Below are 20,214 nucleotides of genomic sequence, written 5' to 3'. Positions count from 1 at the left end.
GATCTACCCAGTACATCTGGGAAGCTCATCTTAAGGGAACTGTAGGATTTGTTACCAATAGTTTCCAAGCTAATAAGCGGTGTCTCTCATTTTACTTGGTCAATTGTCAACTGTCGAAATTATATAGGCTGAATTAATACTTGGCGCGCGTTGAATTGCTACTAAGGCTTGATAAACCATTGCCGCTACTTCTGCCCTGGTTGCTTCCCTGGTGGGTGCTAGTAATTTGGGGTTGGGGTAGTTAACAATGATGCTTTGTTGGGTGGCAGTGATGACAGCCTTACGAGCATATTCAGGAATTGTATTACTGTCAGTATAGGTGAAAGTATCATTATTAGTTGCTGTGAGGGCAAGTCCATTGACTAAGGAAACAATCACCTGTAGCCTCTGGACATTTTGATCTGGGCGAAAAGTGCGATCGCTAAAACCACTGACAAAGCCCCCACTAGTGGCAATTTGTAATGCCTGATAAGCCCAAAATTGTTTAGGTACGTCTACAAACTCTGTAGCGGCTCTTTTGGGTGTGGGGTTGAATGCACCCGCCACTAAAGCCGCATATTGGGCGCGAGTCATAGGTTTATTGGGCTGGTAACTGCCATCAGCAAACCCGTGGGTGATCCCCATCTCAGCTAAGGCAACAATGAATGGTTCTGCCCAATGTCCCCCTAAGTCGGTGAAGGTGGGTAAGGCTACATCAACACGAACAATATAAGGTGAAGCGATCGCTTTTTCTTCTTTGTTTGTCACTAAAGCTTGATAAATTAAACTAGCTACCTCGGCGCGAGTAATATCTCGCAGGGGTTGCAGTTCCTCAGTTTGGGGATAATTTACTACTAATTGTTTGGCTGTGGCAGTAGCGATCGCATTGGTAGCATAACTGGGAATTTGGGCGCGATCGTCATATACACTTAAGACATGAGGATTACCGCCACTCAGTTGCAAACCATTGACGACTGAAACTATCGCCTGTACCTTAGTTAAATTTTGTCCTGGTCGAAATGTCCCATCAGGAAAGCCACTCATAAAACCCATTTGAGCGGCTTTGGTAATGGCTGCGGCTGCCCAAAAGTCAGATTTCACATCTTTAAATTGGGTTGATTGATTTTTCGTGGGCAGATTAAAAGTTTTGGCAATTATCGCGGCATATTGAGCGCGGGTGATGGGTGCATTGGGAGCAAAAGTGCCGTCAGGAAAACCACTAATCAAGCCTTTATTCACTAATGCTTCCACAAACTCCGCCGCCCAATGCCCAGCAATATCAATTAAACTCGTGTTGGCTGATTGGATGGGGTTATCTATAATAGCTACGGGAAAATTCACCTTTCCCTTGACTTGGGTAGGATTTAACTGATTCCCTACAGACATCAAAGCTTGTGTCGAGTTGTTTTGAATATCAAATTCCCCATTATCACTAAAAATATTCCCGCCAATATCTTGAGTATTACCCAAATCCGGGACAGCGTTCTCGTTGACAAGTAAACCACCTTGACTATTTTTAATCATCAAATTATGACGTAACACAGGCCGAGCATTACGAGCTAGAGCGATCGCTGTGCGATGATCAGAAAATTTATTATGGGTAATAATAGGCGCAGCAAAATCACTAATAACTATACCTAAAGGATTTTTTTGTAACACATTCCGTAATACCTCCCCTTTGCTATTGCGTGCCATAAACATCCCACTGGCAGCATTCTGCACAAACACATTATCTACAATCGAGGCTTTGGCTGTACCACTAGTAAATACACCCTCTCGACCGCAGTTAGTCAAGGTATTATTTGCTATATAGGCGGCTGTAGATTCAATCCAAACTCCAGTTCCCTTAGCTACAGGGTTAGTCACAGTCACACCCCTGAGACTAGCTTGATTTAATAAAACTAAGGTGACATTCTGCACCCCAAAGCTGGAACTTTGATATTCCCCACTCCCAGAAATTACGATTCCCGCACCTTTAGTAGCTTCATTCCCCACCACCGTCACCCCTGACGGCACTATTAGGGGAAACACCTCTTGATTTCCAGTGTTATAGTTCCCCGTCGCCAACTGAATAATTGCCGGCGAACTCACCTTTAAAGCACGAGTCAGCGTTTTAAATGGACTGGTGCGTGAACCAGAGTTAGTATCTTTACCCGTTAGAGGGTTGACATAAAGTGTAGCAATGGGGTTAGTGTTCACCATTGATCATTAAGCAATAATTGTTTAAATGACATCATGATAAAACAACATTGCCGGGAAATAGGGAATAGGGGACAGGGAACAGGGGACAGGGGACTGGGAACAAGGCTTGTAATTACGAATTTATAAAATAATGTATGTAGGGTGCGTCACTTCGACAAAAGCTAACTATAACCATAACCTTTTCATGCTGACGCACCTTATACCAATTCTCTATGAAGCCAAATAAATGATGTAGAGACGTTGCATGCAACGTCTCTACAGTACAGAATAAAGTGCATCTATGGCTACGCCAGGCAAGCTACATCAAGAAACGGTATTACCAACCCATTTACCAACTCATTTGGCATAATTTATATTAGTGACCAAATACCGATGTCAGAAACCCCACGGCTAAAGCCGGGGGCTTGAAAAAGCCCTAATCTGACCAGACTAAGTTCTTAACTGAACTACGTTAGAGGCAAGAGTTAAAGACCTACCAGGGGATGCGAAGCTAGTCCTCTGCTCTAGAACCGAACGATTAAACAGGCTTAAAGGGGTTAAACCAGTGTCGTTTGGATAGTTACCCCTCCGGGGTTCGGCAGTTGTTCATGGGGGAAACCCCCTGTTCTGCACACTGCCTCACCGACCTCTAACATTGTCGAAGCTAACATTACCCCGTAAGGGAGGCTCTTTGGAGCAAAACATTATGCGTACAGGGTTGTCAAATTTGAAACGGTAACTGTCCTGTTGAAAGTACAAAACAAAGGTACACCGAATGCAACAACCCCAAGGCGATAATGTGACTCTGATTAAAATCAGATGCGCCTTACCCCCATGTCTAAAGCCAGGGGCTTCCACGGCGCGAGGACTTTGATGAGTGATTCCGAAAACTTAGAAAACCTGATTCAATCTAACACTAAAGCGATTCAAGCATTAACTGATTTAGCTAGTAGATTGCTTCCGCGTAGCGGAATTACGAATTACGTAGGCTTTAGCCTTCCCGTAGGGTATTACGAATTACGAATTTTATAAAAGTGCTTGACTACAAACAATCATCGGTATTGGCTCTGATAATACTGGCAGATGATTATTATTCCATTCCTGCATATTATGTTGTCGGTAAATCTGCACTAGTTGATTAAATAAATTCTCCCCTGTGAAACTATTACGGCGTAAACTATTTAACTCTCGATGAATAGCTTGAGTTAGAGGGTTGCGAAACACACTTTCTAAAATATTGACTTGAGCTTTTAAATCTTCATTTTTTAGAGATTTAAAAAAGATTCTTAGTTCCCTTAAAATATATCTTTGCCCCTGAGTTAAACGCTGATTATATTGCCGTTCTGATTGACGATGTTTAACTTCTTCGGCAAATTGATCTTTGATAGCCATGACTACAGAATTATGATTTTTTGGTAATTTATAGGTTTCATCTTCAACATCTGATTTGATTGTGCCTAAAATTCGCGGAATATCTCTAGAAATAATCTTGCCGTTATGATCTACCAAAAATAACTGTTGATAACCTTTGATATCTGGCCTATTGGGATCAGATGCTTCACAAAAAATGAATGTACCTTTAGATGAAAGAGAAAATTTAGCTGTACGTATTCCATGCGGTAAATTAGCAATGCGCTCAAATTCTTCAGGATGATCTTTTTGTAATTTCCTAAGAATTTCTTCCGCTTCATTTAAATCTAAAAATTCATCTTCTTCGGGTATTGCCCAAAGGCTCAACTGTTTACCATTTTGTTGGTCGTAAATGGCATACATTGCTTCTTCGTTCAGTGTCTCGGTTTGGTCAAGAATAGCAGCATCTTCACCGATAGTATCATGAATTTCTTGAATCCTATTTTTGAGTTTTTGCTTTAAACCTAAATTACGCTCAATACCCAATTCCGGTAAAAAGTTATATCCATAAATAATATCTTTCTCACTACCAATTCTATCAATTCTCCCAAACCGTTGAATTAATCGGACTGGATTCCAATGCAAGTCATAATTGATAATTAAATCACCATCTTGGAGGTTTAAGCCTTCTGCTAAAATATCTGTAGCAATCAGGGTATTAATTTCTGATTCTCCTGGTTTAAATTTATATTCTTGATTGGCTTTGGGGGCAAATCTTCCTACTAGACTGACTTTATTTTTACTGTTTCCGCTATAAATTACAGCAATATCACTTTGTTGATTATCTGGATTTAAATTTTCGGCTAAATATTTGGCTGTATCTGCATATTGAGTAAAAATTAGGATTTTTTTAGTTTTAATTCCGGGTTTGGCTAACCACTGCATCAGAGTTTGTAATTTAGTATCTTTATCGGCAGTAATTGGTGCAACTAATGCTATAATTTTTTTTAGGAGTTTGATATCATGTAAGATATGCTGTTGTAATTTCTCAGCATTAAAATCTGTGAGGTCATATTTGCCAGAAACTTGCTGTAATGCCTCCATTAAATCTTGTTCTTCCGCTTGGTTATAATCTTCTGATAGCAATGTTTGCGCTTCTTCTCCGGCGGGAATAAATCCTTGCGTTATAGCATTCAAAAAGCGTTCATGGGCTAACAATAATTTTGTGATAGTTGCTTTAAACGCATAAACACTAGATTCAAACCGTTTAAATAATAGCACTCGCATCAGTCCCCGCAGATTTGCGCCAGCACGTTGTAATGTATTATATGGTTCTTGTTTTTGTTTATCTTTTAAAACATAGTTCCACAACCCATAACGGGCATAGCTAAGTTCGTTGGTTGGTGGTTTGAGGAGTTGACGCTTGCGAGATTTGCCTATATATTGACGTAATTCTTGATAGAGTCCTTGATAGGTGTCTTCGATGCTGTACTCTATCGTTTCTAATTCCCGTTTGGGGAAAAATCGTCCCTTGCCACCAACTAAAACGTAAGCGCGTCGGTTTCCATCTAAGTATTCTCGAAAGTTGCTTGAGTCTACAGGTTGGTGAGTTTGAGCATCAAAACCATAAAAGCGTAAAATATGGTTGCGGGTACGGCGAATTAGGATATGAGAGAGTAATTCTGGTAATTTTTTTACCCCTTTTTCTACTAACTGAAAGTATTCTTTTAAATCAGGGGGATCTATGGGTAAATCAGTTTTATCATCTTGATGGAATAGTTTTAATTGATGGTAGATATCCCAAGCGGTTTTGTTGCGGGGTGTGGCGGTTAATAAACAGCAACGTTTACCTGCGGCTAAGAATGCTTCTACTACTTTATAGCGTTGAGTTGTATGATTGCGTAAGTTATGGCTTTCGTCTATTAACACAAAGTCTCTGTCTTTATATTTGAAGTCTTCTAATAAAAGTTTAAAACCGCTTTCTTCGTCTTCTTTTAAAATTCCCATCGACAAAATGCGGGCGTTTAATTGATAAACTTCGTTATACCTTTCCCACATTTCTGTTAGCGGTGCGGGACAAATAATTAATGTTCTGGCGCGTTCTGTTTGTTCAAACCGTTTGACAATTGCAGCCCCAATAAAGCTTTTACCGAGTCCGACAACATCAGCAACAAAAGTGCCGCCATAGTCTCTAATGTTCTGCACTGCATGATTAACAGCAACTTTTTGGAACTCTGCTAATTGTTTAGTAATTTCGTTGTCTTCTAAAATTAAATCTTTCGGTTCTGTATCTTCTAAACGATCTTTGACTAAACAATACAGAGTTTTCATATAAACATCATAGGGACTAACTGAAGCAACAGCCCAAGATGTTTGCATTTCTTGCATTAAGGCTGCATTAAAATCTTCGGCTTCGTGCCATAGTTCATTAAACCAATTAGTTAATTCTGTATGGTTGTCGTTACCGTGAATAATGACATTGAGTTCGGTATTGTGAGTAATACCAGAGAGGGTAAGATTAGATGAACCAACAATTGCAATACCTTTTTCAGTGCGTGCTAGGGGTCTACCTTGGCTATCATAGACAGTACCGTAGTCAAATATATAGGCTTTGGCGTGTAAAGTTCCTTTGGTGTAAACGCGGACATGAAGCCGTTTTTCGGCAATCATCTGCACGAGATTTTTTACTAGTATCTCGGCTGTATCTGTTTGATCCATTAGTTCTATACTAGAACGGATATTGGCGGCTGTATTGTTAGTTATCTGTTGTAATTGTGTCCGTTTGGGATAGTTTTGGGCTTCAATTTTATCGGCAATTAATTCTAGTCGGCGATATCCTTGGGCAATTTGTTCGATGGTTTCATTGTTGGTGGTATTGCCAATTAATAAGCGTAGTTCTTGGATGTTTGTTAGTTGTTCTGCTATGGCGGTGAAGCCGGAAAGGAAGAAGTAACCAACTGCGAAATGTGCAGATGATGATGATGTGAGAATACAGTTGATTTGGTCTAGTAATTTTTGTTGGCGATTATCTATAATGTCATGTATAGGCATAGGATTTTGATCACGCAGAGGCGCAGTGCATTAAATGTAGGTTGGGTTAAGCGGAGCGCAACCCAACATTGATCTCGGACACTCAATATAGATGTTGGTGTTGGGTTTCCTTGCGTCAACCCAACCTACAATTTTTTGTAACTGGCGATTATCTATAATGTCATGTATGGGCATAGGATTTTGATCACGCAGAGGCGCAGTGCATTAAATGTAGGTTGGGTTAAGCGGAGCGCAACCCAACATTGATCTCGGACACTCAATATAGATGTTGGTGTTGGGTTTCCTTGCGTCAACCCAACCTACAATTTTTTGTAACTGGCGATTGTCTATAATGTCATGTATGGGCATAAGTAAAATAGTAAGCTGTAACGCACCTTATATATTGATGACATCTTCGTAAATTTCAGGCATTGTGAGGATTAATCCTATTGAATTTAATTTTAATTCGTCTCCCTGATTTAATATTTCTAGTGTCCAATTCCCTTGAGTATCTTGGCGGTAGACTTCAATTTTGATTTCATCTTGGGAAACTAATACATATTCTTGTAAGCTGTGTAATGTACGGTAATTGACAAGTTTTTCTCTCCTGTCTGTTAGTTCTGTGCTGGGTGATAGAACTTCGATAATTAAGCAGGGAGAGTTTAAGTAAAAGCGGTCTTTGTCTTCTGGGTCGCAGGTGACGGTGACATCTGGATAGTAAAATAGGTTTTTGGTTTCATTGGCTAGTTTGAGTCTGATTTTCATGTCAGCCATGAAGACGCTACAGGAACTACCCCGCAGATGGGAACGTATTCTACTGGCAATATTGAGAGTGATTATGTTGTGTTCTTTGCTACCGCCAGACATGGCGAATATTTGTCCGCCTAGGTATTCGTGACGGGTTTCGCTGGATTTTTCTAGTTCTAGGTATTCTTCGATGGTGAAGAGGTTTATGGGTGAGTACATGATTTCACTTTGTTAGTCTTTTCTCTATTATGTGTAGGAAACTCAAGGTTCGATTTTCTGTGTTGGGGTAAGAGTTTGTAGTGAGGACTTTAGTCCTCTCTTTGAGATGTTAGGGGAAGAGGGAAGGGCTAAAGCCCTTACTACGAACTTAATTTACATTGTTTGACATTTTATAGTCCGTAAAGGGCGGCTACTCTTTCGTCTATTTCTTTTTCCCAGGTTTCGCAGTTTACGCCTTTTGCATCTAGGCATTTTTGGACTAGTTGAGATATGGTTTCTTTTTCTGTTGTGGAAGCAATGGGTATGGGAATTTTAGTTACGTAAGGAGTCTGCATCGCTAAAGCACCACCTGATAACTTTGAACACGTGTTTTGTAAATATTCCCAGGATAAAGAAGAGTTAAATACTCCAAATAAATATAAATCATCAGTCGGAATTATAAAAACTTTATTATTAACAAAGCTACCAGTACAATCTAAAGCAAAAGATTGATATGTTGCAATTTCTTGATAAACAATTTTAGGTTTATTAAATTCCAAATAATAAGCAATATTATCTTGTATTTCATACCATTTATATGACCCGGATTTTCGACCTAGCCATTTTTCATTGGAACATAAGTTTTGAGGTTTTGGCTCTAATTGAACACGCCATTTAGTCAAATGTGCTTTTATAGCTGGATAGGCATTTATATTAATGCCCCGCTTTGTAAATATCAACCACCTATCCTGATGTGCAATATACCACTTACGAATATCTTTTCCTTCTATTAGAGGTTTAATAATTTCAGCACTATTTGGATCTTCAGAGATTAATTCTGCTCGTTTTGTACTATTAATAACAAATGCTTCATTGAATCCAGTGAGTACGCCTCTATAAATTTTTCTTGTGATATACTCCCCCAATGTAACACCTGCTTCTTCCATCTTTTTCAATCGGTTAGCACAAGAAGTATCCGCTAGTATCCAATTTGAACCATTGATAGATGTAGAATGCAATTTTTGTCCCTTATTTCGCATTAATTCCAGAATATCAGGATAGGGAAATTCTAATGATTTAACTGTAGTAAAAATAGATGAGTCACTTTCTATCTTGCCACTTTGCGCTATAAAAATCATTGGGTATGCTGTTGCACTTTTAAAAACAGGTAAATCTCCAAAATCGGTGATGCTGTGAACGTGACAAGTATCAGCGATGTGTTTCCTCAACTTCTCACCATATTTAGCACGAAACCATTTATTAGATGAAATAAAAGCTAACATCCCACCAGATTTTAAAAGATGCAATGCACGCGCATAAAAGAAACAATATAAATCTGCTGTTCCTGTATAAATATCGGCGTATATTTTTTTTAATGTTGGCTTGAGATGCTTAATTAATTCCTGTCTCACATAAGGCGGATTTGCTACTACAATATCAAAACCACCATCTGCGAAAACTTCTGCAAATTCTACCGCCCAATCAAAACCTACTGATGCTTGACTATTCCCATAACTGAATAACCTAATTTGAGTCTTTAACTCGTTAATTTCCTTTTCTAAACTCTGCTTTTTACCTCCTTCATGAGTCCGCATATATTCAGCTTTCTTTTGCCGATACTGATTAATAAATTCATGTCTAATCACACCTGTAGTTGTAGGACTAGGTGCAATTAAACTATCACCAACTTCAATTTTATATTTAAGATTAGGCAAAGGTTTCGGTTGTTCACCTTCATAATCTACCGCCAATGATAACCATAGCCGTAGCCTAGCAATATTCACCGCAAAGATATCAATATCTACACCATACAGATTATTTTCAATAATTTCTAACTTGCTATTATATGTACTGTCAGTACCAATTTTCTTACTAGCAAATAAACAGTTACGCAAATCTAATAACTCGTGCAACATTCCTAATAAATATGCACCACTCCCACAAGCTAAATCACAGCATCGGACGCGACGCAGGGCATCAAATATTTCACCTGAGTTGGTGATATCATCAGGAATATGTTCATCAATATATTGGGATATTGCATCACTAGATTCCCCTGGAACTGCTGTTTTTAAATACCCCTTCAATGCTTCCCGACACATAAATGAAACTATCGGTTTTGGTGTATAATAACTACCCGATTCATGTCTTCCTGTGACGAGTTCTTCAAATACTTTACCTAACATTTCTGGGTCAACTGCTACATCTACATCTAGCGGTGTACTCTCGGTTACGGTGAATGCAAAGCGTTGAAATAGATCATGTAAAATAGCATCTATACATTCATCGGGAATGATAATTTGGGGATTATTATCATCTGCATCTTGCTCAAATAAACCACCATTAAGATATGGTACATTGCCAATTAAGTTTTTAAGAAATCCACCATTATTTATACCAATAACATCAGCTTGTTGAGCATTATTTAAGCCTGCAAAAAATAGGTGTGATAGTCTATCTCGATAAAAATTTGCAGTTGCATTAGTATGATGATCTTGATAATCTTCCCATAAGACTGATAAATAATCTGTCTTACCTTGGAATTTTAACCACCCTTTTTTCTGAATAAAGGCGATAAACATTAAACGGTTAAATAATTTTTGGGTAAATAACCGTTTACGCTCATTACCACCAATTCCTAGAATTAATTCCTCAACTTTCTCAAATATTTGGCGATATGTGTTAAAAAATTCTTGGGTGACAGCTTCAACATCAAATTCTTTATCATGGCGTGTTTGAATTTCTAATGGTGAGGCATTAGCGGGAATATCTTCTAAATCTAAGCGACTGATGATTTCTGAGGCGGTGCGTAATTGTTCGTCTTCTCCAATGGTAATACGACGGAAAAGTTTCCGTTTTTGGAGGGTGTTATCGTATTTGACGTTGAGAAAGTGCCAGCGAGAGTGAGATTTATTAGAAAATATAAATAGTGCATAGGGATGTTCTTTTAAAAGATGATTGACAATTTTTCTTTCTCCTTGTCTAGATAATTCTTCAGATTTTAGTCGTGAGTAAATTACATGAAAGGCGTTATTATTCCCACCTGATGCTAATAATAGGGGTTCTTCTATCAGTTCGTTAGCAACTGCTTCAGTCAGTTTGCGCCGCGAAAGGGGTTGATTAATTCTTTCGTAGTTTAATTGACTCCAAAATAGTTTTTTTAGGGTGTCGATACTTTTAAGATTTCGGAGTGAATCTAAAACTGACTGTTGTAGTTGTAAGGTGAACATAATATGGGGGTAGATTTTGGGGATATGTCTGCACGGCAAGGTGTGGCTACTGTTTGAAGTAGCAGGAGAAGGTTTGATTAAACGCAGAGGTACGCGGAGGTTTACGCGGAGGTACGCGGAGGTTTAATTAGTGTGAGAAATTTTGATAAGTTTAAATTTATGTGTTAGGCATTTATGGGTGATGCTTAACAGTAAATAAGGGCGATTTATTAATATTAAGTTTTAAAAGTTTTATACTTAAAGTTAACTTTATATTTCTGATACTCACCTCAGCAGAATCACTCATTTCGAGAAAAATTTACACTTTGCGCCTGTTTTTCATCGAAAGCGACGCGAAACTCCATCCCCTTGCGGGTGGAGAGGGATAGTCGCCCCGTCGCTTGGGGCATTGGGCATTGGGCATTGGTGATCTCTTTCCCATGCCCCATGCCCGATTCCCCATGCCCAAAAACTCCATCCCCTTGTGGGTGGAGTTTTTCATACTTTGCGGCAACTTGTGGGGAGTTTTTCACGTCAACGAGTGAGCGATGAGGCTGGCACTGATCAAGAGTGTCGGTAAGATGTCACTATTGTTAAGTACCCTAGTTTAAGTTGCGATCGCCAAATAACCGATGATTGAAGTTGAACATCTCAGTAAAATTTACGGTTCTACTCCAGCTATTACTGATGTGACTTTTAGTGTTGAGCCTGGGGAAATTGTAGGGTTTCTAGGGCCGAATGGCGCGGGGAAAACTACAACTATGCGGATTTTGGCGGGTTATCTCCCAGCTAGTAGTGGTACAGCTAAAATTGCCGGCTTTGATGTTCATGAAAGTTCTCTGGCGGTGCGTCAACGCATTGGCTATTTACCGGAAACGCCGCCGTTATACCCCGAAATGACGGTGGAGGGATTTTTGCATTTTGTCGCCCATCTTAAGGGTATACCAGCAGGCGATCGCCCCACAAAGGTGAACGCCGCTATCAAACGCTGCAATTTACAAGAAAAACGCCGCGTGATTATTCGCAAGTTATCTAAAGGATATCGTCAACGGGTCGGTATTGCTCAGGCGATCGTTCATGATCCTCCAGCTATTATCTTAGATGAACCGACAGTAGGACTTGACCCCCGTCAAATTATTGAGGTACGCAATTTAATTAAAAGTCTGGCTGGAACTCATACAATTATTCTCTCCACTCACATTCTGCCAGAGGTGAGTATGACCTGTAGTCGTGTCACTATTATTAATCGAGGTAAAGTAGTCGCTACTAATACACCAGAAAATTTAATGACACAGTTGACAGGAGGCGCAGGTTATGAAATAGAAATTGACGGAGAAGCAGCCTTGGCGAAGCAAGTATTACAAAACATCGCCGGTATTAGTTTGGTAGAGTCCGTTCCTGTGAATTATCCCAGAGAAAACCGTGCATACTTGCGGGTGTTGTCACAGCCAGGAAGTGAACCAGGAAAAGACATCGCCACAACTTTAGTCAATTCTGGATTTAGTTTGCATGAAATGCGCCGTGTTAGTGCCACCCTCGAAGATGTATTCTTGCAACTAACAACAGAAGAGAAGAATTTCTCTAAAATTGAGGAAACAGCAGCTAGTGAAGGAGAAACAGCGTAAATGGGTTTAATCGTCAGTAATATTATTGCCATTTATCGCCGAGAGTTACAAAGCTATTTTGTCTCACCTTTAGCTTATGCGATCGCTGGCGTATTTTGGTTGATGGGCGGTTTATTCTTAGTGATGATTTTGCTAGGGCCAGAGGGTATTCTACCAGCCGTAGCTTTTATAGATTTACAAGGACAACAATTAAACGTTCCAGTCCCACCTATTGATGTCCCCTACGAATTTATTAAAGCCTTTTTAGACCGTATGGGTTGGCTATTGTTATTTATTTTACCAATTTTATCAATGGGACTCTATGCCGAAGAACGTAAACGCGGTACTTTAGAACTCCTCGCCACATCTCCCATCACTAATTGGGCTGTTGCTGTCGGTAAATTATTAGGGGTAGTGACATTTTTTACCACTTTGATTTTACCACTAATGGTATTTGAGGCGATCGCCATTAGTAGTTCCGATCCCCCCCTATCACCCACAATTCCCTTAGTCGGACATTTGGGTTTAATCTTACTAGCATCAGCAATTTTATCTTTGGGAATGTTTATTTCCTCATTAACAGATAGTACAATTCTCTCGGCTGTTTTCACTTTTGCCTTAGTTATATTGCTGTTATTTATAGATTTAATCGCTAAAAGTCTTGGCGGTTCACTAGGAGAAATTGTCGGTCATTTCTCCCTGCTAAAACATTACAACACCCTAATTCAAGGCATCTTTGATACCAGTGCCTTAGTCTTATTTGGCAGTTATATTTTCTTAGGTATCTTTCTCACCGCACAATCAATTGATGCACTGAGATTTCAACGGCAATAGTTTGAGAGGCAAGGGGGCAGGGGAGCGGGAGCAGGGTGCAGGGAGCAGGGGGAGACAAGGTAGACAAGGTAGACAAGGTAGACTCACCTCGGTTAAAAACCGGGTTTCTTGCAAATCCCTCAGCTTAAAACCTTAATCTTTTGTTCAGAAACCCGGTTTTTTAGGGCTTGTTGTTTAACTCCATTCCCAATGCCCAATGCCCCATGCCCCATGCCCCATTCCCTATTCCCAATAGATTAAATAAAATGACTATCATTAAACAAAAACAACTTTGGAAATATTTATTTTTACTAGGGCCGTTTTTGACTGTAGCAGGTTTAACGGCTGGGTTAGTGGCTGAAAGTTGGGGAATTGTTCCCTTAGTGCTACTCATTACAGGTATTATGATCTGTGTCTTATGGGTAGTGTGGGAAAGTCAACGCAGTCAATGGTGGCAACGCCGTTCCACTCAGGCGGGTACTAATGCTTTGGTAGCAACTGTTGCCGTCTTGGTAATTATCGGCTTAATTAACTTTATGGCGACTCGCTACCAGTTGCGTACAGATTTAACAGATACGCAGTTATTTACCCTATCACCACAATCCCAGGAGTTAGTCCGTAAACTCAAGCAGCCGGTGAAAATTTGGCTGTTCGATGTGACTCGAAATCCCCAAGACAGGGAACTGTTGGAAAATTATCGTCGCCAAAGTGCTAAATTTCAATTTGAGTATGTTGATCCTCAAAGTAGACCAGGATTAGCAGAAAAATTTGGTGTGAAAGATTACGGAGAAGTATATCTAGAATCTGGTGACAAACGGCAATTAGTACAATCAGTTAACGTTAATGAGCGTCTGTCAGAGATTAAGTTAACTAATAAACTACAACAAATATATAGCGATCGCACTGCTAAAGTATACTTCCTGCAAGGTCATGGCGAACATCCCATTGCTGCTGGCGAAGGGGGAATGTCACAAGCTGTTCAAAGTTTAAGTGATAAAAATTACACTGGTTCTCCTTTAAGTCTGGCAGATAATCCCAAAGTTCCTGATGATGCCGATGTTGTAGTTGTAGCTGGCCCCAAACGGGAACTATTTGATGCTGAAGTCAAAGCTTTACAAGACTACCTCAACCGTGGTGGTAACGTCCTACTCATGGTTGACCCCAGCACAAACCCCAACCTTAATAGTTTGCTACAAGAGTGGGGCGTTAGTCTAGATGATCGTTTAGCGGTCGATGTCTCCGGTGCGGGTGTAGGACTTGGCCCGGCTGCACCTATCATCAGAGATTATGGACAACACCCCATTACCCAAGATTTCGGTAACGGTATTTCTTTTTACCGTCTGGCTCGACCTCTGCAAATTACCCCAGTCCCAGGTGTCCAGTCTACTCCTCTCCTACAAACTAAACCCTATCCTGATAGCTGGGCAGAAAGTGACCTGCAAAGTGAAAAACTAGAGTTTAACCCTGACAAAGACCTCAAAGGGCCTCTTACTCTAGGTGTTGCTTTAAGTAAAAAAATAGCAACCCCCACACCTACCCCCACAACATCACCCACACCCCAAAATCAAGTTAGTCCCACACCTACCCCCACCACATCACCCACACCCCAAAACCAAGCTACTCCCACACCTACCCCCACAGCATCACCCACACCCCAAAATCAAGTTAGTCCCACACCTACCCCCACCACATCACCCACACCCCAAAATCAAGTTAGTCCCACACCTACCCCCACCACATCACCCACACCCCAAAATGAACAGCAACCTCAACAAACAACCAAAGAATCGCGGTTAGTAGTAATTGGCAATTCCGACTTTGCCACAGACAACATCTTCCGACAGCAACTAAATGGAGATGTATTCCTCAACTCAGTTACCTGGTTAAGTCAGCAGGATCAGCAACCCCTCTCCATTCGCCCCAAAGAACCAAAAAACCGCCGCATCACCATGTCAGCCGCCCAAGCCAACTTTCTGACCATTGCGTCTGTGATAGTTTTACCCTTAATCGGGTTTATCACCGCCGTTGCTATTTGGTGGAAACGGAGATGATGAGGCAGGGGGCAGGGAGCAGGGGAGCAGGGGGCAGGGGGCAGGGGGCAGAGGAGCAGGGGGAGACAAGGGAGACAAGGGAGACAAGGGAGAGATTAAATGAGTAATGAGTAATGAGTAATGAGTAATGAGTAATGAGTAAATAGCTACAGAGAGTGGCTACCCTTCAGGAACGCCAAGGGCGAACAGCCCTCACAGTAGCATCAGTTTGAATCCCCGCTTTAAAAAGCTGGGTGAGTCAAGATAACTCATGCCCAATCCCCCATGCCCCATGCCCCATGCCCCATGCCCAATTCCCAATTCCCAATAATTAATTATGAAACTACCAAAGACAACTTTGATTTTAGTGTTACTTGCACTGGGGTTAGGAGGATTTGTTTATTTCTATGAAATTCAAGGTGCAACTCAGCGAGAAGAGGCGAAGGCAAATCAACAACAAATTTTCTCTTTTGCGGAAGATGATGTGCAGTCTTTGACGGTGCAGACTGCAAAACTCACCTTGAATTTAGAGCGTAACTCTCAACCTAACCCTAAATGGTTGCTCAAGTCTCCTGTGTCAGAACCAGCAAATGATGCGATCGTTTCTTATTTAATGGATTTATTAGTCAAGGGAAAGAGTAATCAGACTGTATCAATTGCAGCTAACCAAGCCGCAGACTTTGGTTTAAATCAGCCCCAAGCAACTATCACTATTAACTTAAAAAACCAAAAAACTCATCAAATCATCTTAGGGAAACCTAACTTTAACCGTAGTTTTCTCTATGCCCAAGTTGACCCCAATCCCCAAACAAATGACAATATTAATGTGCTGTTGGTATCTACGGATTTTGAAAATGCAGTGAATCGAGAACTATCGGAGTGGAAACAACCTACAAATCAGGTTGAACAACAGCCTACACCGAATACTCCTCAACCTACTCCCATTCAAAACCAATAAAAATCTCAACTTCTCAATTCATCATCATTCATTCTGTTATGCGCTTGATGTATCAAAAAAGCTATCTGTTTTTTATATTTTATGTGTACATTCAATAATGCTAAATAAGCCACCGGAACGATGATTGGCCAAATTATAGTACTGATTCCCAGAAGTATACGAGATATAGAGCGTTGATTAGCACTCATCTCTTGATCTTCTAGCAATAAAAATACCCATTGTCTAAATAAAAAATAAGCCATTGCTAGGTACAATATGATGGCTATCCAAACAAAAGGCGAAAGATGGAATAGAAAAGTCCCGTACAATACAACAGATTGCATACAAATCAGGTATTGATCTCTTGATATTTATGATTACATCATCATTATTTATGATTACGGTTAAACCCGTATAAAAGCATAATGATTAATCAAATTACATTTAAAGATAACTAAATTAATTCTTATTAAACTTTCTACACAAAGTATGAGTGATTCTACGGCAACTCTATTGATTTATTGTCCAGATCAACGTGGATTAGTGGCAAAAATTGCCAATTTTATTTATGCCAATGGTGGTAATATTATTCATGCTGACCAGCATACAGATTTTGCGGCTGGGTTATTTCTCTCCCGGATTGAGTGGCAATTAAAGGGTTTCAATTTACCACGAGACTTAATTGGCCCTGCATTTAATGCTATTGCTCAACCTTTAGGTGCTAAATGGGAACTCCACTTTTCCGATACAGTCCCCCGTATAGCTATTTGGGTAAGTCGTCAAGATCATTGTCTTTATGATTTAATTTGGCGACAACGCGCTCAAGAAATTGCTGCTGAAATTCCTTTAATTATCAGTAATCATGCTAATTTAAAACCAATTGCTGACCAATTTGGCATTGATTTTCATCACATTCCTATTAATAAAGACAATAAATCAGAACAAGAAGCTAAACAATTAGAATTACTGCAACAATACAAAATTGATTTAGTAGTTCTAGCTAAATATATGCAAATTGTCAGTCCAGATTTTATTACAAAATTTCCACAAATTATTAATATACATCACTCATTTTTACCTGCATTTGTCGGTGCTAACCCCTATCACAGAGCTTTTGAAAGAGGTGTTAAAGTCATCGGTGCGACGGCTCACTATGCCACTGCGGAATTAGATGCAGGGCCAATTATTGAGCAGGATGTAGTGAGAGTCAGCCATCGGGATACAGTGGAAGACTTAATTAGAAAAGGTAAAGATTTAGAACGAGTGGTGTTAGCTAGAGCAGTCCGTTCACACTTACAAAATCGAGTTTTAGTCTATGGTAATCGTACTGTAGTATTTGGGTAATTCGTAATTCGTAACGATGCTCCCGCCCCGCTCCGCTAACGTAATTCGTAATTAAGAAACTTAGTAGGGTGTGTTACGGCTATGTAAGGATTTGAGCATCTGAGCAAATGATATCTAGCCGTAATGCACCAATATAATACTGACTTTTCACGTTATGTGGAAAAGTTAACGCAAAACCTAACCCCCTAACCCCCTTCCCTAGTAGGGAAGGGGGGAAATTTAAAGCCTCTCTCCTTGTAGGGGAGAGGTTTGGAGAGGGGTTTTCCAGATCCCGTGAAAAGTCAGATATAATACTACAATTAAAGGTTTATTTTATCAATTATATCTAAACTGATCAATTCAAATTAGCAGCAAAATTTCTAATTGATTGTGCTAACAATTCCGGTTGATCTTCAGCTACAAAAGTACGGCATTTGCTAACACGTTCTAGTCGAGCATTAGGGAAGGCATCTTTCAAGCGTTCACCTAGTTTCATAGGAAAGAATGGGTCGTTTTCACCCCAAACAAGTAAAACTGGTTGATGAAAATTGGGAAATAAACGAGCTGCTTCTAGAGTATAACGATTGGAAATACCACGTATAGCTTTGTTGAGATCCCTTTGTATAGCAGCCGAATTAATCACAGGTGCATAATATCGGTCTTCTTCTTCTGGCTTTAAAGTTCTGTATGCAAGTAGCCCAAACAAGGTTTTTCGGGCTAAACCCAAGCGCATAATCTGTGCCAATGTGAAGATAAAGCCTGGTATGTAAACAGCATACTGGAGAGGACTAAAAAAGGCTGGTGGAAAGACTTCAAAAGCGTCACAGTTAGTCAATATAAGAGCTGATATTTTTTCAGGATATTTTGTAATGACTAACTGGCATATACCACCCCCTGTATCATTGCCAATTAAGGTGACATTCTCTAAATTCAGAGCAGTCATAAAATCTGCGACTATGCCAGCAATACCCACGGAAGTTAAGTCAGTGTCGGGGTTCATGGGTTCAGGATGAGAACCAAGGGGTAAGTCGGGGATAATGCAGCGAAACTGTCCTTCTAGTAGAGGTACAACATCACGCCACAGTTGCCCGTTCATTAGTAGCCCGTGTATAAAGAGTAATATTCGACCTTGACCGCGATCGCTATAGTGAATTATTCCTTGAGATAATTGGACAGTTTTACGCTCTGGGGCATTATTTCCTGAAGACTCAAAACTCATGTTATTCTCCTGTAAATTTAACAATATCTAGCTTAATGGTTGGTATGCTCTCTCAATGTCCCTAAAGCTTCAGCTATTGTTCGCTGTGTGTGTTGATATCTAACTGACTAGCAGCGACTACATAACGAAAGATGTATTCTAATAACTCAATATAATTACGAGACGCTTCTGCGGAAGTACCCCAAACTGTAATACCATGATCACGAATTAGTAATGCTGGTATCTGCGGTGGAGAAATAGTAAAGCGTTGTTCAATATCAGCAGCAATCTGAGAAACTGCCAAATGATTCGTAAAAATTGGCATCACACAACGGGGGTTTTCCTGCCAAACTCCCAAACCTTTGAGCATTTCTAATGGTGGTAAAAGTAAACTATCTCCTGTTACCAAGCGAGAAACCAAATTCCCCTCAATTGAGTGGATATGATAACAAGCTTGTGATTCTGGGAACAGGCGATAAATTACCTGATGAATAGACGTTTCAGCCGAAGGTTGCGAGTTAGAGGCTGATGCTTCTACTCTGCCATCAGCAGCTATGCGGACAAAATCGTCAAGTAATAACTCACCCTTAGATTTACCACTGGCTGTAATCCAGAAACTACCATCAGGTAGACGAGCCGAGAGGTTGCCAGCCGTTCCTAGCATCCAACCTTGTTGGTAAAAATAACGGGCATTTGCAATTAGTTGTAAACGAGGATCTGCTATTGTGATGCTAGTCACGTCGCTACTCTCCCAATTTAAAATTTAAAAATTTCATGGCATTGGGCATTGGGCATGGGGCAATTCAATTTTGGATTTTGGATTTTAAATTTTGGATTGGATTTCAATCTAAAATCCGAAATCTAAAATCTAAAATTCTTTCCCTTGTCTCCCTTGTCTTCCTTGTCTCCCTTGTCTCCCCCTGCTCCCTGCTCCCTGCTCCCTGCCCCCTGCTCCCTGCTCCCTGCCCCCTGCCCTTATCAAACTAGTACAGGTTGCCCAATACGAATTTTCCTCCCTGTATATTCAGGTGTCCAACCTTCTGTAGTTGTGAAATAGCGTACAGCTTTCACCCGTTTTATAGATGTCAGATAGAACCAATGTTCAGTGCCGGCTGGGACGTTAATGTATTCTTCTGGTTGTACCGTCAGTTCTACTTGACTATCATCAGGAAGTACAAAGCCAAAAATTCCTTCTCCATCAATGATGTAGCGGACTTCATCATCTGCATGGGTATGAATTTGCTGAAACTTTGCCATTAATTCATTCAGATTAGGTATTCCTGGATGAAGGACAACCAAATCACGAGCTTGATAACCTGCTGTCTGTTTGAGTTGCTCAAAGTAACTATCTACACCTTTGAGGACTTGTTCTTTTTGCTCTTCGTTGAGACTATCCTGTGCTAATAATTCTTTGAGTTCTGGGGTATCTGTCACACTCCAGCGATTAATTTCAATATTCAGGGGGGCTAATTCCTGAGCAATTTCGTTTAAATCAGTGTGGACAGTGCCATTTTCTAATTTGAGAACTGCCATTCTTTACCTCCAAAAAATAACTCGGACAAGACTTGAGAAATAAGCTAATCGTCATCTAAATTGCATCATTTTCATACTGGTA

General features: G+C 40.2%; 16 protein-coding genes. 8 read left to right on the top strand and 8 right to left on the bottom strand.

Annotated features, from left to right (window positions below):
* Positions 1-99: 99 nt before the first annotated feature.
* Positions 100-2,181 carry an S-layer homology domain-containing protein gene (locus ACPZ3T_RS11885; protein ID WP_490276476.1) on the bottom strand — a complete coding sequence of 694 codons (2,082 nt, stop codon included), beginning with the start codon at positions 2,179-2,181 and terminating at the stop codon, positions 100-102.
* A gap of 813 nt (positions 2,182-2,994) precedes the next feature.
* Here ACPZ3T_RS11885 and ACPZ3T_RS11880 point away from each other — a divergent pair.
* Positions 2,995-3,192 (top strand): hypothetical protein, encoded by a 198-nt coding sequence (locus tag ACPZ3T_RS11880; RefSeq protein WP_490276474.1) that lies wholly within the window; start codon positions 2,995-2,997, stop codon positions 3,190-3,192.
* Here ACPZ3T_RS11880 and ACPZ3T_RS11875 read toward each other — a convergent pair.
* The 4 genes from ACPZ3T_RS11875 to ACPZ3T_RS11860 all read right to left on the bottom strand — a co-directional run bounded on the left by ACPZ3T_RS11875 (position 3,187) and on the right by ACPZ3T_RS11860 (position 11,227).
* The gene (locus ACPZ3T_RS11875) at positions 3,187-6,561 is read right to left on the bottom strand and encodes a helicase-related protein (protein WP_490276472.1); all 3,375 of its coding nucleotides are present in this window, start codon (positions 6,559-6,561) and stop codon (positions 3,187-3,189) included. The two genes, ACPZ3T_RS11880 and ACPZ3T_RS11875, sit on opposite strands and share 6 nt — an antisense overlap.
* A 375-nt stretch (positions 6,562-6,936) precedes the next feature.
* Positions 6,937-7,506 carry a Uma2 family endonuclease gene (locus ACPZ3T_RS11870; RefSeq protein ID WP_490276470.1) on the bottom strand — a complete coding sequence of 190 codons (570 nt, stop codon included), beginning with the start codon at positions 7,504-7,506 and terminating at the stop codon, positions 6,937-6,939.
* Positions 7,507-7,676: 170 nt separating this feature from the next.
* Positions 7,677-10,715, bottom strand: a complete 3,039-nt coding sequence (locus ACPZ3T_RS11865; protein WP_490276468.1) for an Eco57I restriction-modification methylase domain-containing protein — start codon at positions 10,713-10,715, stop codon at positions 7,677-7,679.
* Positions 10,716-10,993: 278 nt separating this feature from the next.
* Entirely contained in the window at positions 10,994-11,227 is a 234-nt protein-coding gene (locus tag ACPZ3T_RS11860; protein ID WP_490276466.1) for a hypothetical protein, read from the bottom strand.
* A gap of 99 nt (positions 11,228-11,326) precedes the next feature.
* Between ACPZ3T_RS11860 and ACPZ3T_RS11855 the strand changes: the two genes are divergently transcribed.
* The 7 genes from ACPZ3T_RS11855 (at position 11,327) to purU (ending at position 17,422) form a co-directional block, all read left to right on the top strand.
* The gene (locus ACPZ3T_RS11855) at positions 11,327-12,319 is read left to right on the top strand and encodes an ABC transporter ATP-binding protein (RefSeq protein WP_490276464.1); all 993 of its coding nucleotides are present in this window, start codon (positions 11,327-11,329) and stop codon (positions 12,317-12,319) included.
* Positions 12,320-13,132 (top strand): ABC transporter permease, encoded by an 813-nt coding sequence (locus ACPZ3T_RS11850; protein WP_490276462.1) that lies wholly within the window; start codon positions 12,320-12,322, stop codon positions 13,130-13,132.
* Position 13,133: 1 nt separating this feature from the next.
* Positions 13,134-13,268 (top strand): hypothetical protein, encoded by a 135-nt coding sequence (locus ACPZ3T_RS11845; protein ID WP_490276460.1) that lies wholly within the window; start codon positions 13,134-13,136, stop codon positions 13,266-13,268.
* A 109-nt stretch (positions 13,269-13,377) separates the two neighbouring features.
* Positions 13,378-15,162: a GldG family protein gene (locus tag ACPZ3T_RS11840; protein ID WP_490277203.1), complete on the top strand. Its 1,785-nt coding sequence runs from the start codon at positions 13,378-13,380 to the stop codon at positions 15,160-15,162.
* Entirely contained in the window at positions 15,137-15,265 is a 129-nt protein-coding gene (locus ACPZ3T_RS11835; RefSeq protein WP_490276458.1) for a hypothetical protein, read from the top strand. Before ACPZ3T_RS11840 ends, ACPZ3T_RS11835 begins: the two co-directional genes overlap by 26 nt.
* A gap of 213 nt (positions 15,266-15,478) precedes the next feature.
* Positions 15,479-16,099: a DUF4340 domain-containing protein gene (locus ACPZ3T_RS11830; protein ID WP_490276456.1), complete on the top strand. Its 621-nt coding sequence runs from the start codon at positions 15,479-15,481 to the stop codon at positions 16,097-16,099.
* A gap of 468 nt (positions 16,100-16,567) precedes the next feature.
* Positions 16,568-17,422, top strand: a complete 855-nt coding sequence (gene purU / locus ACPZ3T_RS11825; RefSeq protein ID WP_490276454.1) for a formyltetrahydrofolate deformylase — start codon at positions 16,568-16,570, stop codon at positions 17,420-17,422.
* Between the two features lie 334 nt (positions 17,423-17,756).
* Here purU and ACPZ3T_RS11820 read toward each other — a convergent pair whose 3' ends face one another.
* From ACPZ3T_RS11820 to ACPZ3T_RS11810, 3 genes are all read right to left on the bottom strand, one after another.
* Positions 17,757-18,620 carry an alpha/beta fold hydrolase gene (locus ACPZ3T_RS11820; RefSeq protein WP_490276452.1) on the bottom strand — a complete coding sequence of 288 codons (864 nt, stop codon included), beginning with the start codon at positions 18,618-18,620 and terminating at the stop codon, positions 17,757-17,759.
* A 73-nt stretch (positions 18,621-18,693) separates the two neighbouring features.
* On the bottom strand, positions 18,694-19,338 hold the full coding sequence (gene mtnB / locus ACPZ3T_RS11815; protein ID WP_490276450.1) for a methylthioribulose 1-phosphate dehydratase: 645 nt from the start codon (positions 19,336-19,338) through the stop codon (positions 18,694-18,696).
* A 239-nt stretch (positions 19,339-19,577) separates the two neighbouring features.
* Complete coding sequence (locus ACPZ3T_RS11810; protein ID WP_490276448.1) at positions 19,578-20,132, bottom strand: 1,2-dihydroxy-3-keto-5-methylthiopentene dioxygenase; 555 nt, start codon at positions 20,130-20,132, stop codon at positions 19,578-19,580.
* Positions 20,133-20,214: the final 82 nt, after the last annotated feature.

Source organism: Aliinostoc maniaoense (genome assembly GCF_058172895.1).
Note: the sequence above shows the minus strand (reverse complement) of the source record. Positions and strands in the feature narration are given on the sequence as shown.